The following is an 18,531-nucleotide window of genomic DNA, read 5'->3' as shown; positions in this document are numbered from 1 at the left end:
ATAAATATGCATAGCTGATTTATGGAACATTTGGTTGCTACAGCAAGGGTGCTATTACGCGGTTGTGGATATACGTTATTCGTTAGCGGAATCTCCATACTTTGTGGCTCCTTATTGGGTTTAATTATCGGAACAATCACATCACGTTATTTTCCATGCCGCATTACGCGATGGCTAGGAAATCTCTACGTTACGGTAATTCGAGGTACACCGCTGTTCATTCAAATTCTCATATTTTATTTTGGTCTCCCTTCCATTATTAGGCTGGATCCTACACCACTAATGGCGGGACTAATTGCTTTAAGTATCAATTCCTCAGCTTATCTTGCAGAAAATATCCGTGGGGGAATTAATGCTCTATCTGTAGGACAATGGGAATCTGCTAAAGTTTTAGGCTATAAAAAGTCGCAGATTTTCATGTACATTATCTACCCACAGGTTTTTAAAAACATCTTACCTTCTTTAACAAATGAGTTCGTTGCCTTGATTAAAGAAAGTAGCATTTTAATGGTTGTGGGGGTTCCTGAACTTACTAAAGTAAGTAAGGATATTGTTTCTAGAGAGCTAAATCCTATGGAAATGTACAGCGTCTGCGCTATTTTGTATTTGCTTATGACATCATTGTTTTCTTATGTCGCTAGATTGCTAGAAAAAAGGAGGGGTTATGACTGTTAAGGTAAGAAATCTTGCTTATTCAATAAATAATAAGCATATTTTATCGAAAGTGTCGTTCTCCTTAGAAGAGGGGCACATTACACTCTTTGTTGGCAAGAGCGGTTCTGGGAAAACAACCATATTACGTGCGCTTGTAGGTTTGGTAGAGCCTTCAAGTGGCGATATTTCGATAGAAGGGGAGACTCCGGCACTAGTCTTTCAACAACCCGAACTTTTCCCGCATATGACAGTTTTAGATAACTGTGTGCATCCTCAAATAATCGTAAAGCATAGAAGCAAAGAAGAGGCTAAAGACAAGGCGTTTGATCTTTTAAAGCTTTTAGATATTGAAGACATTGCCACGAGCTATCCTCATCATCTTTCTGGAGGACAAAAACAACGTGTAGCTATAGTTCGCTCTCTATGTATGGATAAACGCACCTTACTTTTTGACGAGCCTACATCCGCGTTAGATCCGTTTTCAACTTCTGCCTTTAGACGTCTTCTTGAATCCTTAAGAGATCAAAACCTTACATTAGGCGTCTCGACTCACGATATGCACTTTGTTCAGGGATGTCTAGATCGTGTTTATCTTGTAGATCAGGGAGAAATTATTAGCACGTACGATAAACGTTACGGAGCTTTAGATAACGATCATCCTCTCAATCTCTATTTAAACTCTTCACGATAATTTAATAAACAGCTGCATTTTTGCAGCTGTTCCCTAAATATTAGTAGCGTCTCCAGCTACAGGAGTAGGCAGCCTGCACAATATAAAGATCTTGAGGAGAAGCTCCATCTTGATCATTTTCTAAATATATCGACACACCGCCGCAATTTTCAGGAATAGTAAATACCCGAGAATTTCCAGGAGCCACCTCTACTATATCATAGCTATATCCTCCTACCATTATGGTTCCTGCATGATGTAGAGGTATCTCCACATAGCTTGTATTACTTTGAATCTCTTCCTTATCATTCCAAGAAGCGTAATCATAGTGGCTTCTCAATTTGACACTGAGATCTTTGCATTTTAAGATTGAGGGAATTAGAGCTTTAAGAGTCAAATCCCAGGTATAGATTCCAGAATATTTTCCATATAAAATATTATCGTCTAATACAAAACAATTCTGCTCTTTATGAGATAGGAGATGTTTTAAAGAATTTATAGGAAATTTCCCCGAGAATGAGGAGCTTCTTGCTCCCCAAGTAAATCCTAATATTCCTTGAGAAAGCAACTCTAGAGGAAGGGGGTAATCCACCTCATGACTCAATCCTGTTGAATAAAGAAGATTGGTTTCTATATGCTCAACTTGAGGCGGTGCTACAGTTTCTACAGCCCCTTCGGGAAGAGATCGTGTTTCTAAATAACGCTCGAGATAATCCAAGGATATTGCATCAGATCGTTCTTTAGGATTTGCTAATCCTGTAATTCTATAACCATCCATATCTACAATACCACGAAATTTTCCCCCAGATACCGGCATCATTTGAAAGTTAAAAGTTGTTATCGAATTATCATGGCTTTTAGTTTTTTCGTATGTTTCATTAAGTTTATCGACTATAGGACGTAACTCTCTCCCTATATACCCTACTGATGCTGCGTGAGAATCTTTAGGATTCTTAGGAGTTTCCAATCCTAAAATCGTATGATTATTCATATCAATATTGCCTGTGAGCATCCCTCCAGACAGGGGTAAGAATTTCTGATAGATCTCTATCAAAACTGCCTGGACAAGATAACTATGATCATTGAGTGAATCATCTATTCCTTCTTCCACAAGAGTCTTTAAACCCTTCAACTCTTCTAAAAGACTATGAAGTGAGAGTTTCATAAGACTCATATCCGTTTCTAAATCTTGAACTTTCTCATCCGTTTTTTTTGTATATAAACAATCAATATCCTTAGTATGTTCTGTTAAAATTTTCTTGATCTCTTGAATGTCTGTGTGAATCTTATTGAGATCTAAATTCACAGGATCCTGTGAATTTCCTTTTATCTTCTCTACCATTGTTATGGTTTTTTGAATCATAGAAGCTAGAGGCTCGTTCTTATGGTTAGCTGTAGGGTTAAAGAAAGAGTTTCGCTTTCTCATAGTTTTATCCTATGCAAATAATTAATTATAATCTGCACATTAATAAAACAATTAAATTAATAAAATATTATTTATTATTAATATTGATAATTAAAAATTATTTGTTTTTATTAGTGTTGCTATCTTCGAGTGTCTCTTGAGGTTTTTCCCAAGGTAGTGGCGATACGGTTTGCGGCGGAGTTGAATCTCCTAAAGAGGAGAAGAGTTTATCTGCTAAGGTACTGAACGGGCTTGCAATTGTATAGCTCTTTAGTAAAGCAATACGTGCATAAGCTGAGGACCAATCTACTTCTGGAGAGGAGATAGATCCTCGAATTTTGATAAGAAAGAAGTTCTTTGTTTTTAGTGAGGTATTATGGAAGTATTTTTTAATGACTTCGGGATCAATTCCCAATGTCATAGAAATCCTATCTTTAATGATATCAGTTTTCCCCCAAAGAGCTAGGCGTATTCTATTATCAATTAGTGCATCGAAGCGCTTACAGATAATAGAGCCTTTTTGTACTGAGAAGAATATAGGAGTGAACCACGATTCTACGAACTGTTTACTCTCTTCAATGTCTAAAAATTTAAACAAATCATACATGGTTCCTGTATTTGCTATGGAAATTTTACCAAAATCTAAACTTGCAGATTGAATTCGAAATTCTTCAAATGAGTAAGGAGAAATCGGTAGATAGAAGTTCTCTTTGCTTACTTGTATTAAAACTGGATATTGTGAATAGGCGTTTCCTGAAATTAACGGGTTAAATTCTTGGAAAAATGCCTTATTGATTTCTTCGTTAATATGTAGAGTAGCTACGAGGTCGTCTTCTAGGAGAATAGCTTTTTCTTTTAAGATGAGAGGAATATATGCTTGAAGGTTTGCAGAATCTACTTTTACAGTTATAGGTCCTTCACCTCTGAGAAAATGATGACTCATAGCCACATTAATTCTTTGCCCTGCTAACGAAGAAACTTTGATTTTTACATTCGGAGAAATTGGGAATATTCCTGTGATGAATGCGGAGGGAATATGTTTCCATTCTGCAGTTTGCTCAAATTCCCTTTGTGATGGATTTAGCAAGTGCTCTACAGAACCTTGAATAAGAAATTCTGCAGAAGTTTTATTATCTTGATTTGGTACAAGACAACTGCCCTGTAGGTCATACTGTACTTTGGTATCTAGATTACTTGAGTATAGCGATCCTGATAGATTGTTAATAATAAAGGTTTCTTTAGAGACATGATCATAAAAAATCAGAGGATTTGTTGATAACGATCCTTCAAAACCTCCCTCTGTAAGTAAAGAAAGACAAGAAAGTCCTGATTTTTGCTGAGCACAAGAGAGTTTATAAATATCCAATCTAGCTGTAGCTGTCCTATGTAATGTACATGAAGGGGAACACGAAGCTTTATCAAAGAACCCTGCATAGCGTTCTGGAGTGATCTCCCATTGTAAAGTCCCCTGTGTTTTTGAAGATAAAGTTAGGGAATCATCCATAATCAGCTTTACATCACCTTTAAGAGCTTCTGTTTTGACAGAAGAGTGAAGAATAAGCCTGTCTTCTTCTTTTGGATTATAGAGGACAGAAAATGTCATATCTCCTGTAGGACCAATATAGGTAGATAAGGTAGCTTCTTTTTGTTGGATCCTAAGAATCCTATCAATAGGGAAGTCAACGACTTCGCCAGCACTTTGAATTTTTATATTATTGATATCTATAGATTTTTGAGGATCCACAATAGAAACTAAAACATCGGGGATAAGTATCCTAGAAGGAGGAAGCATAGGATCTTCAGGATCTTCAACCATAAGTTGTACATTTCCCTTAGTAAGATATCTTGCACCGTCTGTATGAAAAGAAAAACTCGCTTTAGTAAGTTGTAGGGGAATTAACCTTGACGAAATCATGCTCAACGGCAGATCGCAGAGCTTGCCATGAACTAAAGTAGAACAGGTATCAGGACGTATAGGTTCGTTAGGTTTTCCAAATTTTCCATGAATGAAAACTTCATTTTCTCCAGCAGTGATTTTTCCTGAAAACTTGGGGAAATAGATATGTTTTTTCGCTATCTGAACTTTTCCTGAAAATGTAGCTTCAGCGTAGGAAAATTGTTGGGAGAATTTTTTCTTTAAGTTGTCTTCGAGATGGTAGGTAGCACTACCTTGAAATAGCAAAGCTTGTAAAGTTCCTGAAGATGTGCAATTCATCTTTAATAGGGAATTATCGAGATCTGCTTCGGCTTTCAATTGTGAATTTTTATATTCACCTCGAATCTCTAAAGAGTAATAAGGAACTTCTAAGGGGATATTAATGACAAAAGGTCGTGGGAATAACGCACGCAAATACGTATGAGGTAGCATCGATTGTTGTAGGAGAAATTCCGTACGGTGTTTTTTATTATCAATAGTCATAATCCCATTAATATAGGATTGTGCGGCACCCCCAAATACAGCTACTGAAGATCCTCGAATATTTGTATACCGTGCGCCTTTCTTAATTCCCAAATCGACATTTCTCATCTGTATGGAAAGATTCGGGTCTTTTGGAGATAGGGAAACTAAAGGAAGATTAGCTTGTAAGGTCGCTTCTATAGTTCTCCATTGGGTAAGGTCTAAAGGAATCTTTGCATTAGAGATATGCGCTCGGATCTGCCGGCTAGAAATTTCCGTAGGAAAAGAAAGTAATTCTGAGCATAACAAGGAAGCAATTTTCGGTTGTAATTCTATAAATGAAGGACTGCCTTCAACAATATAGAACATAGACTGATGAATGTATCCTTGAAGTTTCGCTTGAATTTGACTTCCCTGAGCTGTTGCTGTCATTAAGATTTTTCCATTACTATGAGCAGCAGCAGCATGAAGATCTATAATATCCTCTTCGGAAAGAAGACGATCTGTAACAGGAGAAGCTATAAATAGCTTAAAAAAGGATGCGGGCACGGAGTTTAATTCTGCGGTAATATTAACCTTTGGAGCAAAGATACTCTCTATGAATACTCTTCCGCTAACATTGTCTTCCGTAACAATTCCTTTAACTATTAGCTTTTCTGGAGTCTTTTCAACATAAAAGCCTGATAGTACTAATGTAGACCCCTTGACCGTCTTCATACTTATAGATCCATGTTCGGAAAGTATGGAGCTATGCGCTAAATAAGAAGCAAACACTCCGGGATCGAGATTTCCTACTGAAGGTTTGTCTATAGTTAAGGATTCATCAATTTGTAATGACCATCCCGATAAGGCTATACCCTTTGGACGTTTATAAAGAAGTAATCTTAATAAAGATCCGTCAATTTCTATCTTCTCTGCAGAGAAGAGTTCCCCGACTTTATCTTTTCCAACAACTTTTACTTTTTTAGCGTATTGAGGTCCTAACCAAGACAACTTCAAATCTTCAACATCGCAGGAAAGTCCTGTTTCCTTATGGATCAAAGATAGAAAGAGATATTTCCCTGATCCTTGAGAAAGTAGAGGTGGTAGGAAATAGATAAACGTTAGGAAAATTCCTAAGCCTATACTTATCCCTAAAGTCTTATACCAGGATCTTCGTTTCATTTTATCTTTCCAGCGATATCTGATAGAGTTAGGTTATAAGGACTTTTCGTTGCTTGATCAAACATATCTCTCAGACTACTTTGTATTAAGCTTAACGCTGTGTCTGGATGGATTTGATTGAAGGTTTTCAGGTGAAGGAGTTGCTCTACTATATCTTTAATAGTGAGTCCTGAAATATTATGCGTCGGCTTATACGCTTTCTTATAAGAAAGAATTAAACCTTCATTTTCTAGGATATCCAAACATTGGGAGATCTCTCCGATAGGAATCTTAGAATGCTTTGCTATAGTCTTTGCTGTAGGGGGCGTTGAGGCTATATCAAAATCTCTGGATATCACAGAAAGAATATAGGTACATACCACAAGTTTTATATAGCAATTTGGCAAGTACTTTTCTGTAGGAAGAATGAAATTACATCCCTGATTTTGAATAAGAAAAGTAAACGATCCTCCAAAAAGATAAATCATAGCATAAAGATAAAGAAGGAGTAAAAATGAAGGTAGTGCGACCAAAGCTCCATAAGTAAAACTGTAGTTAAATAAGTAGAATTGTAAGCAGAAGAAAACCTTCTGAAAAATGATCCATAGGGTTCCTGCTGTTAAGGCAGCGATTAATGCTGCTGTCTTTTGTACAGAGACCCTAGGTAAAAAGGCGTAGCAGCAAAATAACGCTAAATAAATGAATAGGTAGGGAGTTAATCGTGAAAAAATATATAAAACAGTAATAGAGTGGCTTAAAGAAAAGAGTTTCGCATATTCTACAGGCATAATTTGGGTAATATAAATCCATGACCCACAAACAATAATAAAAATCATCGGGCTAACAAGCGTGATGATCAAATATGCGATCAATCTCTGTACAGATATCGGAGTCCAACCTGTTCTAAAAATCTTATTCAAACCATCTTCTAAAGACAAAAGCATAAGAATCCCTGCCCAACAAAAGACAAAGAAGCTTCCTACCAGCACTAAACCAATATTGCTGGTTGTAGAGCGGTATGCAGCCTCTACAATCGCTAGAATCGGTCCTTTATAATCAGGAAATTTAACAAGAAGCCATTCTTTCCAATCGAGATTTACAAAAAGATGCTGGGATAACCTTAAGAAAAAAACGAGTATTGGAATGCAGCTAAACAAACCATAATAACTTAACACACAGGCTTCTTTAGAAACCTCATTTCTTACTAAAACTTGAGGAGCAAGTAAGAACGATCTGATTATTCTGTTATTTCGAAATCCCGATTTCGGATTCTTTTTTTTTTTAGAAAATATCGAGAGCTTTCGAAACATAGTTAAATCAAAAATGCATTTTTTACTTATTTTAATAAAAAATGATTATTTAATACTAAGTTTTATAAATTTTATTTTATTAATTCTTATGAGTTTTAATACATGAGATCATTAAGAATAATGGAAACTCTTCGCGACAAAGGTTTTCTGCTTTTGCACGAGTTCCTATGGATTTTTTTGGTGATATCCATTCTTCCATATTCTCAATAACAAACCCATATTTTGATAATACTTGGGTCCAATAACTTAGAGGAAAGTGAAAAGAAATCGAAGATTCTGACTGTTTTCTCCCAGGATGGGCAACAATTGGTACTGTTATTTTAGAAAGATAACGATCGATCTTTCTTGAAAGAAGCTTTTTATCTTCATCATAATGCCACGAAGACACTCTAGGAATACGAAAACAAGGATGATTTAATACTATAAAAAAGCGTCCCTCTTTACAAAGAAGCTTTGAGGTATTTTTAATCGCTTGATCAGGGGTTTCCATATTTTGTAATGCTAAAATAGCTACAGCATGGGAAAAAGACTGAGAAACTTCTAATGTTAGTTTTTTTGTAAGATCTTGAATTTTAAATTCATGGGTTCGTGATTTTCTCAGTTTCCTCGCTATAGAGATCAAACTCGGAGAGATATCTAAACCTAAATACCCGCATTCCTTAGGAATTGCCCTTTCTAAAATTCCCTGACCACAACCAATATCGACCACAGAATCTTCAAATTGCAGATCAAGCAGGGGAAGCAGCTTAGGAAGAATGACCTCTTTATGATAATAATGACCCTCTCCCTGAACGATCTTATGATAATCTTCAGCTATGGACTCCCAAGAGGTAGACTTTCTTTCTGTTTTCCTAGAAGAATAATGCTTTTTATTAGACGGGTAACGAGACATTAGAGAGGGAATTTATAGAGAGATAAAAAAAAAGGCAAGAGAAACTCTCTATGCCTTTTTTTAAAAATTTTACTAAAGATTATAGGTTATTTATTCTTGTATAGGGAATCCTTGCTCATCATAACCCGTTACTTTACCACCACTTGTTGCCCGCTCATTCGTTCCAACTTGTCCACCTTCTTGACTTCCACCATCAGTCTGGTCTCCACCTTGTTGTTGAGAGCCACTATCTTGTGGAGATGCCGCTGTAGTAGTCGTAGCAGTAGAAGTCTCTATACGGTCGCCATCGTGACTCACAGAGCTAGTAATACGACTTTCAACTGCTTGTAAGTTAGTGGTAGAAGCACGCAGATCAGCGATTGAAGCTGTTAGTGCTGAACAAGCAGCTTCCAACTCCTGTTTACGTTGCTCTAAGAACTGTATGTGTTCTTCCCTAAGTTTTGCATCAGCTTTTAGCTGTTCTAAAACATTTGTGTTATCTTTTATAAGATCTTTTAATCCATCCAAACTAGTTCTCAATGCAGTTACTGAGGCAATCATGTGTTGAACAGATTCTTGAGAGAAGGTCTGTTGTAAAGATTGAGCTAATCTCTCAAATGGAGAGAGCATAGTTTCAACCCTACTACCTACAGTTTTGAAATCATCCAAGCTGGTTTTGAACTCTGAAATAAGATCTCTGAAATCGCCGGTATGTGTTTCAAGTCTATTACCGAAATCTGATAATTTAGTGTGTAGCTGTCTAAGTTGATCAATCTGCTCTGTGAGTTCAGCATTAGCGGCTTGTAAAGTATTCACCTCGGTATGCAGGCGTATATTCTCTTGGCTAAATTGCTGAATTTGCTGTTTCATGCGACGGGCCACTTGTGATGGTGTGCTATCTTGAATTGCCATAATGACGATCACAAAGGATACGAGCATAATCGCAATCATAAGAATAAGAGAAGGAGTCGAGACTACGATACCAAACTGTAAGCAAATTAAAGCTGCAATACCAACAGCAAATAGTGCAACGGCAGAAATAATTTTAATAAAGTGGAAGATTTTTTGAAGTACTGAAACTCTTCCTTCAGGGATAATTAATTTCCTAGCAGCTGCTGCAGCAACTGATGAGTGACTGGTCCCCTCTGTTGAGATAGGTACAATTGTAGTTTCACTACCGTCTTGATCATGATCTTCAAAAGTAGGTGAGGAAGCTCTCGATATTACAGGACTTGTGCTTTCTACTGGTACTGCCATAAGTTTATTTCCATTTTTAATAATTTAAATTTGGAGAGACTAATTATATGAATGTATAAAATCAAGCTCTTTACCAAAAGTTATACCGTTGATATTCATAGACAAAGAGAAAACACAAACCCTGAGTCACTAACGAAAAAATTAAGCTTTTAGATATTTTTTGATAAAAGTACTCCTTCAAAGATGTGAGAGATTATTTCAGATAAAAGAAATCATCCCATATTTTTCATCTAAATCTAACAAGATCTCTAGGAATTTTAATCAAAAGATGCAAGAATCTATGGTCTTTGAAGTTTTTCTTGTGGTTATCCTCTTTTAAAGGATATGGTGGGGTAAATAATTTGCTAATTATACCTTAAGAGGCTTCTTTAATTTTGATGTGTTTGCAATAGGCAGTAGGTGAATAAAAAACAACGTCAGAAAACATTAATTGCTCCTTCAATTATGGGGGGAGATCTTGCATGCATAGGTGCAGAAGCAAAAAGAATAGAAGAATCAGGAGCTGATCTCATTCATATTGATGTTATGGACGGGCATTTTGTTCCTAATCTGACTTTTGGTCCAGGAATCATTGCAGCAATCAATAGATCTACAGATATCTTCTTAGAAGTTCACGCTATGATCTATACGCCTTTTGATTTTATAGAAGCCTTTGTGCAATCTGGAGCTGATCGTATTATCGTACATTTTGAAGCCTCTGAAGATCTCAAAGAATTATTAGCTTATATTAAGAAATGTGGAATACAAGCAGGCCTAGCTTTTTCTCCAGAAACCTCTATAGAATTCATTCCTCCATTCCTACCTTTCTGTGATGTTGTATTGTTAATGTCCGTACATCCTGGATTTTGTGGTCAGGGGTTCATTCCTGATGTCCCTGATAAAATTCGTTTTACAAGACAAGCAATTAAAACCATGGGTCTAGAAGACTCTTGTTTGATTGAGGTTGATGGGGGAATAAACGAGACTTCTGCAAAAGAATGTCGTGAAGCAGGTGCGGATATTTTAGTGGCAGCGTCCTATATGTTTGAAAAGGATACGCTGACTATGGAAGAAAAAGTTTTGCTACTTCGAGGAGAAAATCATGGTATTAAGTAGCCAACTCTCGGTGGGAATGTTTATTTCCACAAAAGACGGTCTTTATAAAGTCGTAGCGGTTTCTAAAGTAACAGGAAATAAAGGGGAGTCTTTTATCAAGGCTTCGTTAAAAGCTGCTGATTCCGAAGTCATTGTTGAAAGAAATTTTAAAATTGGCCAAGAAATAAAGGAAGCCCAATTTGAATCTAGAAATCTTGAATATCTCTATATTGAGGACGAAAACTTTCTTTTCTTAGATTTGGGAAATTATGAGAAAATTTATATTTCTAAAGAGATCATGAAGGATAATTTTTTATTCTTGAAAGCAGGCGTAACTGTTTCTGCTATGGTTTATGACGACATTGTTTTTTCAATAGAGCTACCACACTTTTTAGAGTTAATGGTATCTAAAACAGATTTTCCTGGGGATTCCCTTTTAATTGCTGGTGGCACAAAAAAAGCTTTATTAGAAACAGGTGTCGAAATTACAGTACCTCCTTTTGTGGAAATTGGAGATATTATAAAAATTGATACGCGTACGTGTGAATATATTCAACGCGTCTAACTTCAGTCTGAGAAGATAAGAGAATACAGGTATGGATTTAAAGCAAATAGAAAAGCTCATGATTGCTATGGGAAGAAATAGCATGAAGCGTTTTGTGATAAAACGTGAGGGGCTAGAGCTTGAACTGGAAAGAGACACAGGAGATAAACCCAATCAAGAACCTGTATTTTACGATAGTAGGTTATTCGCTGGTTTCTCTCAGGAACGTCCTATTCCCACTGATCCTAATAAAACAATTACAAAAGATGTTGTTTCAGAAAAAACAGAATCAGAATCGCAACAGGCTCCAGGAGATTTTATTAGCTCTCCTCTTGTAGGAACATTTTATAGCTCTCCTTCTCCTGATTCTCCATCTTTCGTTAAACCCGGAGATATTGTTTCAGAAGATACGATTGTTTGTATCGTAGAAGCCATGAAAGTTATGAATGAAGTTAAGGCCGGGATGTCTGGTCGTGTTGTAGAAGTTTTAATCACCAACGGTGATGCAGTACAATTTGGATCTAAGTTATTTCGTATAGTTAAAGCTGAATAATGAAAAAAGTCTTAATAGCTAATCGGGGAGAAATTGCAGTACGTATTATACGTGCTTGTCATGATCTTGGATTAGCCACAGTTGCAGTATATTCCTTAGCAGATCAAGAAGCTTTACATGTGCTATTAGCAGACGAAGCTGTTTGTATAGGGGAGCCTCAAGCTAATAAATCCTATTTAAAAATATCGAATATTTTAGCGGCATGCGAAATTACAGGAGCGGATGCTGTCCATCCTGGTTATGGTTTTTTAAGCGAGAATCCGAATTTTGCCTCTATATGCGAAAGCTGTGGGTTAACCTTTATTGGCCCTAGTTCAGAATCTATAGCAACAATGGGAGATAAAATAGCGGCAAAACAACTCGCTAAAAAAATTAAATGTCCTGTGATTCCTGGTTCTGAGGGTATTATTAAAGACGAAGCGGAAGGATTAAAAATTGCTGAAAAGATTGGCTTTCCTATAGTGATTAAAGCTGTTGCTGGTGGTGGTGGTCGTGGTATCCGTATTGTCAGAGAAAAAGATGAATTTTTTAGAGCTTTTTCAGCAGCACGAGCGGAAGCAGAAGCAGGATTTAATAATCCTGATGTTTACATTGAAAAATTCATTGAAAATCCAAGACATCTAGAAGTGCAAGTTCTTGGAGATAAACATGGTAATTATATCCATCTTGGAGAAAGAGACTGCACAGTACAAAGACGTCGCCAAAAGCTTATCGAGGAAACTCCTAGTCCCATACTTACTCCTGAATTACGTGCAAAAGTAGGAAAGGTTGCTGTAGACTTAGCTAGAAGTGCAAACTATCATTCTGTGGGTACCGTAGAATTTCTATTAGATAAAGATAAAAAATTCTACTTCATGGAAATGAATACACGTATTCAGGTGGAGCATACAATCACAGAAGAAGTTACAGGGATCGATCTTCTTAAAGAACAGATTTATGTGGCAATGGGCAATAAGCTCACTTGGAAACAAAAAAATATTGTCTTTACAGGACATGTCATTCAGTGTCGTATTAACGCTGAGGACCCAAGTAATAACTTTTCCCCATCTCCGGGTCGTTTAGATTACTATCTTCCTCCTGCAGGGCCCTCAATACGCGTTGATGGTGCTTGTTATAGCGGTTACGCTATCCCTCCCTATTACGATTCTATGATTGCCAAGGTAATTTCCAAGGGTAAGAACCGAGAAGAAGCTATAGCCATTATGAAACGCGCTCTAAAAGAGTTTCATATTGGAGGAGTACACTCTACAATACCCTTTCACCAATTTATGCTGGATAATCCAAAATTTATTAATTCAGACTATAATATTAACTACGTTGATCTTCTTCTCTCTCAGGATAATTCCCTATTTTAAAGTTCTTTACAATTTTCATATCTAGAGATTTGTTCTCTAGATGTGTTTTTCTTTCTAATTAAAAAATCTTAACACAACTAAATTATATTAAAAATAATTCTAACAATTAATGTTTTATGTTAGAATGTTTTAAGTTTTTTTAATATATTTTAATGTTTATGAGAATACCGGACAGTTTTTGCTTAAGTTCTTTTAATAAAGAACCTAGTTATTTTGAAAAGGTTTTATCTAAAGTAGATAATTATTTCTATTTCGGTGGAAGACAGATAGAAATCGTTACTAGAAATGAAATAACTCAAGAACTTATCTGCCTTTCTAGCCCAGGGAGACATGTACCTCTCGCTGAAAAGATTGTGAAGATACTTTCGTATCTCATATTCCCAATCGTGTTAACTGCGCTCCTTGTGCGTTTCTTACTACATAAGGTATTACATAAAAATCACAGGGTCATCTTAATCGATAGGCAAGATCCCTGTACGCCATGCTCACTCTATTTAAAAGACGCCATAGCTATCCGTGATAAGTTTATGGATCTACGTTTTACACAACCTAATAATGATGCTCTTAGAACTGCTCTACGCTTGCAGGGATTAAGAGTAGTACATTTTTATCAAGATGAAACTAGTAACCAGCTATTACTTACAATGACATCACGGCGCTTCCCCGATATAGCATTTACATTTGTAGTTCCTACTAAATCCATCACATTGCCGCAACCTGAGGATATGCAATGGTCTATAATGGAACATCTATGGAACTGTACAAAAGCAATAAACGTTGCTAGACGACAGAATTTAGACAATCTGATGATCAGCAAACCAATAGGCATTAGCTTACAAGATGGTGTGCTTATCCATCATATTCATAACACTCTGCTAACAGAAAAATCCTTAGATAAAGAGGATGTTTTAACAAGTATTGAAGAACATAATAATTTACAAAATGGTTTAAATGATCTTGTGAATTTTACCGTCCTTACGGGGTATCCTGGAAAGGTATTTGCAAAATCACAAAGAAAATTTGTCTGTGTGGACAGTGCTGAAAATCTCCACATGGCCTTGGTAATTGATCCAGGACACACGTTTACAACACATCCAGATGAGAATACAAAAATAGAAAGTCGTGTTTCTGCATTAATGCCTATACTCAAGAGTGTTCCTCCTGAGTATCTCAAAGGTATGCTAAATCAGATTCCTAATCCTATAAAATCTAAGATGCAGAATTTGAATTCTCTATTATCTAAAGAATTCTTAAACAATACTTTAGATATTCAAGTGCCTCTATTTGTATCCGATCCTACACAAGAACAAATATCCGAAGAAGAAAAGAAACAATTAGTGAAGAACTTCCTGAAATTCATCTCACAAAGAACCGTGGGTCAAAATGATAACGGACGCAATATGGTTGTCTTCTATAAGCATGGACAAAGTTATCCTGGAGGGGGTGAGGGGATACTGATTAATCAGCTCAATAACTACGGATCTATGTTCTTCAAATCCGACGGCTCTCAGGAAAAATGTCTAGGAGAGAGCATCATGGATCAATTAGTGAATATAGGCATCTTCTCTGATTATGAGAATACTGAAACTATGGTCTGCGCCTACTTTGACTAAATGGATAGGATTAAGGAGTAAAAATTATAGTCTGTAATATGATGTGAGCTGTTTTGGTTCAGCAACATAAAGAATGAGCAACTGAGAACATTAAACCATCGGGTAATCCGATAAATAAGAGAATTAATAAAACACCTTCAGAAATACTTGTAGTTACACCTTTGAGTAGATTATGAAGACAACCCCAAGAACATTATGTTAAACTCTGTAACGTTTTCACCTGTCTATTCTCCTAATCGAGTAGAGAAGTTTTCTTCTCTTCTAGATTCTTATTTTTATCTAGGAGGAAAACAAACTAAAGTTATAGATAAATCAACAGAATTAGGACTTAGATTTGCTATACAACATCAAGGACGGGCAATATCTACCGCTGAAAAAGTCTTAAAAATACTCTCTTGGATTTTTGTTCCTATTGTTATCTTGGCTTGGCTATTACGGCAAGCCTTGCATTTATACCTACATATTGCATATCCGTGTATATATCTTGATGCACCTTTATCTGAATCTCTTCAGAAAGACATTGTTACGACCTGCCAAAAAATATCACACTCTCTAAACTTTAAAACTATTTTAACGACAGAAGATGAAGCTTATCAGGAACTGTGTGCTGAAGGTATTACGATAGTGCAACCCAAAGAGGAATTTGCAAGCGCTCTCCCTGAAAGATTTTACTTAGATTCTCGCAAATCTCATACGTTTTATATTTTAGGAAATCGAGATCAATTTAATGCCCATTATTTGGATCTTTATAATCTGATTCATTCAGGAAGAAATCTTATTTCTGAATTCGCATTAACGGGTAAGAGTGATGAGAAATCTATAGAGAAATGCTTAAAAGATAGTTTGGGAATTACAGCAAAAATTTCTAGACTTCCTAAACAAAAACAGGGGATTCACGGGGGATTAAAAGCTGAATTTCGCTTCGATAATTATCCTGATTACGTTTGCTCCCTGAATGATGATTCCATTAGTATCCATGAAATAACGAACTCATCTGAAGTTGAGTTAAGAGAAAGTGCTGTAGCGAGATTTGTAAGAAACGTTCTTGAATCACGCCATATAGAGAAAAAAGGAAGAGGCTCTTGTATATCTTGGCCTAAGTATATTGGTTGTGATATGAGTTCTGGAATTGTTATTTTAGATGACGAAGAAGAGCATAAGCAATTAATCGTTACTAATCCTCAAGGGGATACCGAAGCTAATTTAAAACTCTTTTCTTCTCAATCTTTTATAGAGTGTTATCAAAGCATGAAAAATAGGCATATGGTTCCCTATGTCTTAGGTGAACAAGCTGCTTTTAAACATCATCAAAATAGACATCAACTTATCATGAATGAATCCGGTAGTCGTCTACCCATGGATTCTTATGAAAATAGGAAAAATGTCATGTCTGCATTTTTACGGCAGGTTCCTAGCGCTTTCTTGGGAGAGGTATTAAATCAAGTAACTTCTGAGGAAGTTGCGGCGGCAATAGAATCCCTAGATCGCAAAAAAATTGCACGTGCTCTAAATCTAAGTGCGGTTACAATTCCAAGAGCCTATATTCTTCAAAAGAGACCACAGCTAAGAGCTCTTTCTGATAAGCAGATCAAACTACAATTAGCAATCGAATTTATCACAGAAATTTTATCCCCCACAGATCCAAATACTGTAGAAATATTTATCCCATACAAGGAACAAAATACTACTGGTTCTACATCTTTAACAACTTTCTGGGGTAATCTTTCTGATCCAATAAGAATCGGTTTAACAAACTCGATCCTCATACAACTAGAAAAAATGCATATTATCGAGGGGTGTACAGAAGTAAGTCGCGGAGTATATGTTCGATTGAATTCTATAAAGACGGATTCTTAATTATAAGCTGTACATCCAAAAATTACAGCACCTGAGAGTTTAGATCAATAAAAGTACGCGTCCAATTATAGGGGCCGCGCACAATATCTCCTATTATAATAACAAAAGATCAATTTTACGTTGGTGTAGTTCCTGCATATCCAAATCTAGGATTAAGATCCGCTCTAGAATGTTTAATTAGACGACATTCTCTTTGATCAGCCTCCGCCTCATTACCAAGGTACCAACGAGCCTGCTGACAAAAACTATTGTATATCGATCTCCACTCACTCTCTACAGTTCCTTCTTGATAGAATCTCGATTTTCTAGCCTCTATATCCTCCTGAGAAATATCACCACCACAATACATCTGTAAGTGTCTTACTAAAGAGTATGCGGTTGACATCATATAAAATGTCTTATAATAGGCTGAATTTTGTCTTGCTAAAGCTTCTAAATTCGACTCCACGTTGTATCTTTCTCTATAAGTGGCTAAATCTCTAAGAGAGTAAATACTAATAGCGAAAGATAGTTGTAGAAATTCTGTGACAGTGTTTGTTAATGTTGGATCGGTTGCATCTTGATAACTAGGAAATGTCAGTCTTTCTGAATCATCTATATGTAATAAATCTAAGACTTCTTGGTGTTTTCTTGATCTTAAAGTAAGTAAATAAGAAATATCAGTATTCAAAGGAGGACGTAACCCTGTCCATTCAACAGGTTCTATTGTCTCTCTCTCTTGATCGAGTTGTTGATTAGCGTAAGCAAGAGCTCCTTCTGCTCCGGCATTCAAAGCTGGCTGAGTTACTTCTGACCTAGGAAGTGGTATAATAGTTTGCGTTTTTTTAATTAACTTTCCTATAACAACTCCCACAACAAGAAAAGAGAGACAAACTGATCCAAAAATTAACAATCCCAAACTAGCACTTCCAGCGAGAGCTAAAGCTCCTAAGATGATAAAAATAATAGAAAGAGCAGTCAGACCAACCAAAATACTGGTTTTTATGGTCTTAGAACAAGAAACTCGTTGTGTTGATTCTGTATTTTGTGTTAGACTTAGGCAATTGAATAATTTGTTTATATTAGGCATAATTCACCAAGTAAAAAGTTAGCACGAATATTTTCTCTCATTTATTCAATTAAAATCAAATCAAAAAAATTCTTTTTAAAAGCACTAGATCTACTGTTTGTTCCCTGTAATCCAAGGGATTATTTCATAATATAAGTATAAGAAAATCAATGAGAATTCTTCCTAAAGATCTCTTGGGTTGCTCGTATCTTTGGCAATTGCTGTTTCTGCGCAGATGCATAGTTAACGTTAAATAACATACTTCTCAAAAAAACGATCATTAGAGAAGACATGAACCTGAACATTCTCAAGTCACTGTGAAATATGCTCTTACAACATAATTGCCGTTGAGGTAATTCTTTTATTTTTTTAAAATGCTCTCGCGATTCTTTGGGGGAAATAGACCTTGTCTACTTTGGAAATAGCATTATGTAATTAGGGTGTGTTTAAAAATAAATCTTACGCGTTTGGACTATGACTCTTCCTGAAAAAACAACTCCAGCCGCATCTACCTCTCAGTCTGAGTCTAATTACACAACTCGTTCTAATTCACACTCATCCTATTTAAATCAAAGCACTATCAATTCATCTTCCTTAGACGAGAGACTTTCTATCTATGATGAAGCTGTAAACCAAAATAATTCCACAGAAACGGTTGTTGAATTGGGGAAAAAACTACAACAGGAGTTTTATAATTTAACGAATTCGAATACTACAGTAGCAACAGCATCACCATCGAATCATACTGGGAATTGGAAAACCTCTTTTTTGTATAATTT

Annotated in this window: 14 protein-coding genes; 8 read left to right on the top strand and 6 right to left on the bottom strand. The window is 36.1% G+C overall.

Translation table 11 applies throughout. The features are described 5' to 3' along the window. Positions 1-21: 21 nt before the first annotated feature. Complete coding sequence (locus tag O1W70_RS00105; RefSeq protein ID WP_332381454.1) at positions 22-675, top strand: amino acid ABC transporter permease; 654 nt, start codon at positions 22-24, stop codon at positions 673-675. Next, a complete protein-coding gene (locus O1W70_RS00100; RefSeq protein ID WP_332381455.1) occupies positions 665-1,345 on the top strand; it encodes an ATP-binding cassette domain-containing protein in 681 nt (226 codons plus the stop codon). The genes O1W70_RS00105 and O1W70_RS00100 overlap by 11 nt, the downstream gene beginning before the upstream one ends. A 40-nt stretch (positions 1,346-1,385) precedes the next feature. Here O1W70_RS00100 and O1W70_RS00095 read toward each other — a convergent pair whose 3' ends face one another. From O1W70_RS00095 to O1W70_RS00075, 5 genes are all read right to left on the bottom strand, one after another. Continuing rightward, positions 1,386-2,750, bottom strand: a complete 1,365-nt coding sequence (locus O1W70_RS00095) for a hypothetical protein (protein WP_332381456.1) — start codon at positions 2,748-2,750, stop codon at positions 1,386-1,388. Positions 2,751-2,847: 97 nt separating this feature from the next. Next, complete coding sequence (locus tag O1W70_RS00090) at positions 2,848-6,291, bottom strand: hypothetical protein (RefSeq protein ID WP_332381457.1); 3,444 nt, start codon at positions 6,289-6,291, stop codon at positions 2,848-2,850. Then, the gene (locus O1W70_RS00085) at positions 6,288-7,580 is read right to left on the bottom strand and encodes a YhjD/YihY/BrkB family envelope integrity protein (RefSeq protein WP_375797232.1); all 1,293 of its coding nucleotides are present in this window, start codon (positions 7,578-7,580) and stop codon (positions 6,288-6,290) included. Before O1W70_RS00085 ends, O1W70_RS00090 begins: the two co-directional genes overlap by 4 nt. 79 nt (positions 7,581-7,659) lie before the next feature. Beyond that, positions 7,660-8,472 (bottom strand): class I SAM-dependent methyltransferase, encoded by an 813-nt coding sequence (locus O1W70_RS00080; protein WP_332381459.1) that lies wholly within the window; start codon positions 8,470-8,472, stop codon positions 7,660-7,662. Positions 8,473-8,562: 90 nt separating this feature from the next. Then, a complete protein-coding gene (locus tag O1W70_RS00075) occupies positions 8,563-9,708 on the bottom strand; it encodes a hypothetical protein (protein ID WP_332381460.1) in 1,146 nt (381 codons plus the stop codon). A 399-nt stretch (positions 9,709-10,107) separates the two neighbouring features. On the opposite strand from O1W70_RS00075, the gene rpe reads away from it, so the two are divergent. The 6 genes from rpe (at position 10,108) to O1W70_RS00045 (ending at position 16,704) form a co-directional block, all read left to right on the top strand. Next, positions 10,108-10,803 carry a ribulose-phosphate 3-epimerase gene (rpe, locus tag O1W70_RS00070; RefSeq protein ID WP_332381461.1) on the top strand — a complete coding sequence of 232 codons (696 nt, stop codon included), beginning with the start codon at positions 10,108-10,110 and terminating at the stop codon, positions 10,801-10,803. Beyond that, on the top strand, positions 10,790-11,347 hold the full coding sequence (locus O1W70_RS00065; RefSeq protein ID WP_332381462.1) for an elongation factor P: 558 nt from the start codon (positions 10,790-10,792) through the stop codon (positions 11,345-11,347). Before rpe ends, O1W70_RS00065 begins: the two co-directional genes overlap by 14 nt. 31 nt (positions 11,348-11,378) lie before the next feature. Beyond that, on the top strand, positions 11,379-11,879 hold the full coding sequence (gene accB / locus O1W70_RS00060; RefSeq protein ID WP_332381463.1) for an acetyl-CoA carboxylase biotin carboxyl carrier protein: 501 nt from the start codon (positions 11,379-11,381) through the stop codon (positions 11,877-11,879). Next, a complete protein-coding gene (accC, locus tag O1W70_RS00055; RefSeq protein ID WP_332381464.1) occupies positions 11,879-13,234 on the top strand; it encodes an acetyl-CoA carboxylase biotin carboxylase subunit in 1,356 nt (451 codons plus the stop codon). Before accB ends, accC begins: the two co-directional genes overlap by 1 nt. 152 nt (positions 13,235-13,386) lie before the next feature. Then, complete coding sequence (locus tag O1W70_RS00050) at positions 13,387-14,847, top strand: DUF648 domain-containing protein (protein WP_375797231.1); 1,461 nt, start codon at positions 13,387-13,389, stop codon at positions 14,845-14,847. Between the two features lie 195 nt (positions 14,848-15,042). After that, positions 15,043-16,704 (top strand): DUF648 domain-containing protein, encoded by a 1,662-nt coding sequence (locus O1W70_RS00045; RefSeq protein WP_332381466.1) that lies wholly within the window; start codon positions 15,043-15,045, stop codon positions 16,702-16,704. Between the two features lie 115 nt (positions 16,705-16,819). Here O1W70_RS00045 and O1W70_RS00040 read toward each other — a convergent pair whose 3' ends face one another. Further along, positions 16,820-17,773 (bottom strand): hypothetical protein, encoded by a 954-nt coding sequence (locus O1W70_RS00040; protein WP_332381467.1) that lies wholly within the window; start codon positions 17,771-17,773, stop codon positions 16,820-16,822. Between the last annotated feature and the right edge of the window lie 758 nt (positions 17,774-18,531).

This window comes from Chlamydia sp. 16-02 (assembly GCF_042235055.1).
Classification (GTDB): Bacteria; Chlamydiota; Chlamydiia; order Chlamydiales; family Chlamydiaceae; genus Chlamydia.
Note: the sequence above shows the minus strand (reverse complement) of the source record. Positions and strands in the feature narration are given on the sequence as shown.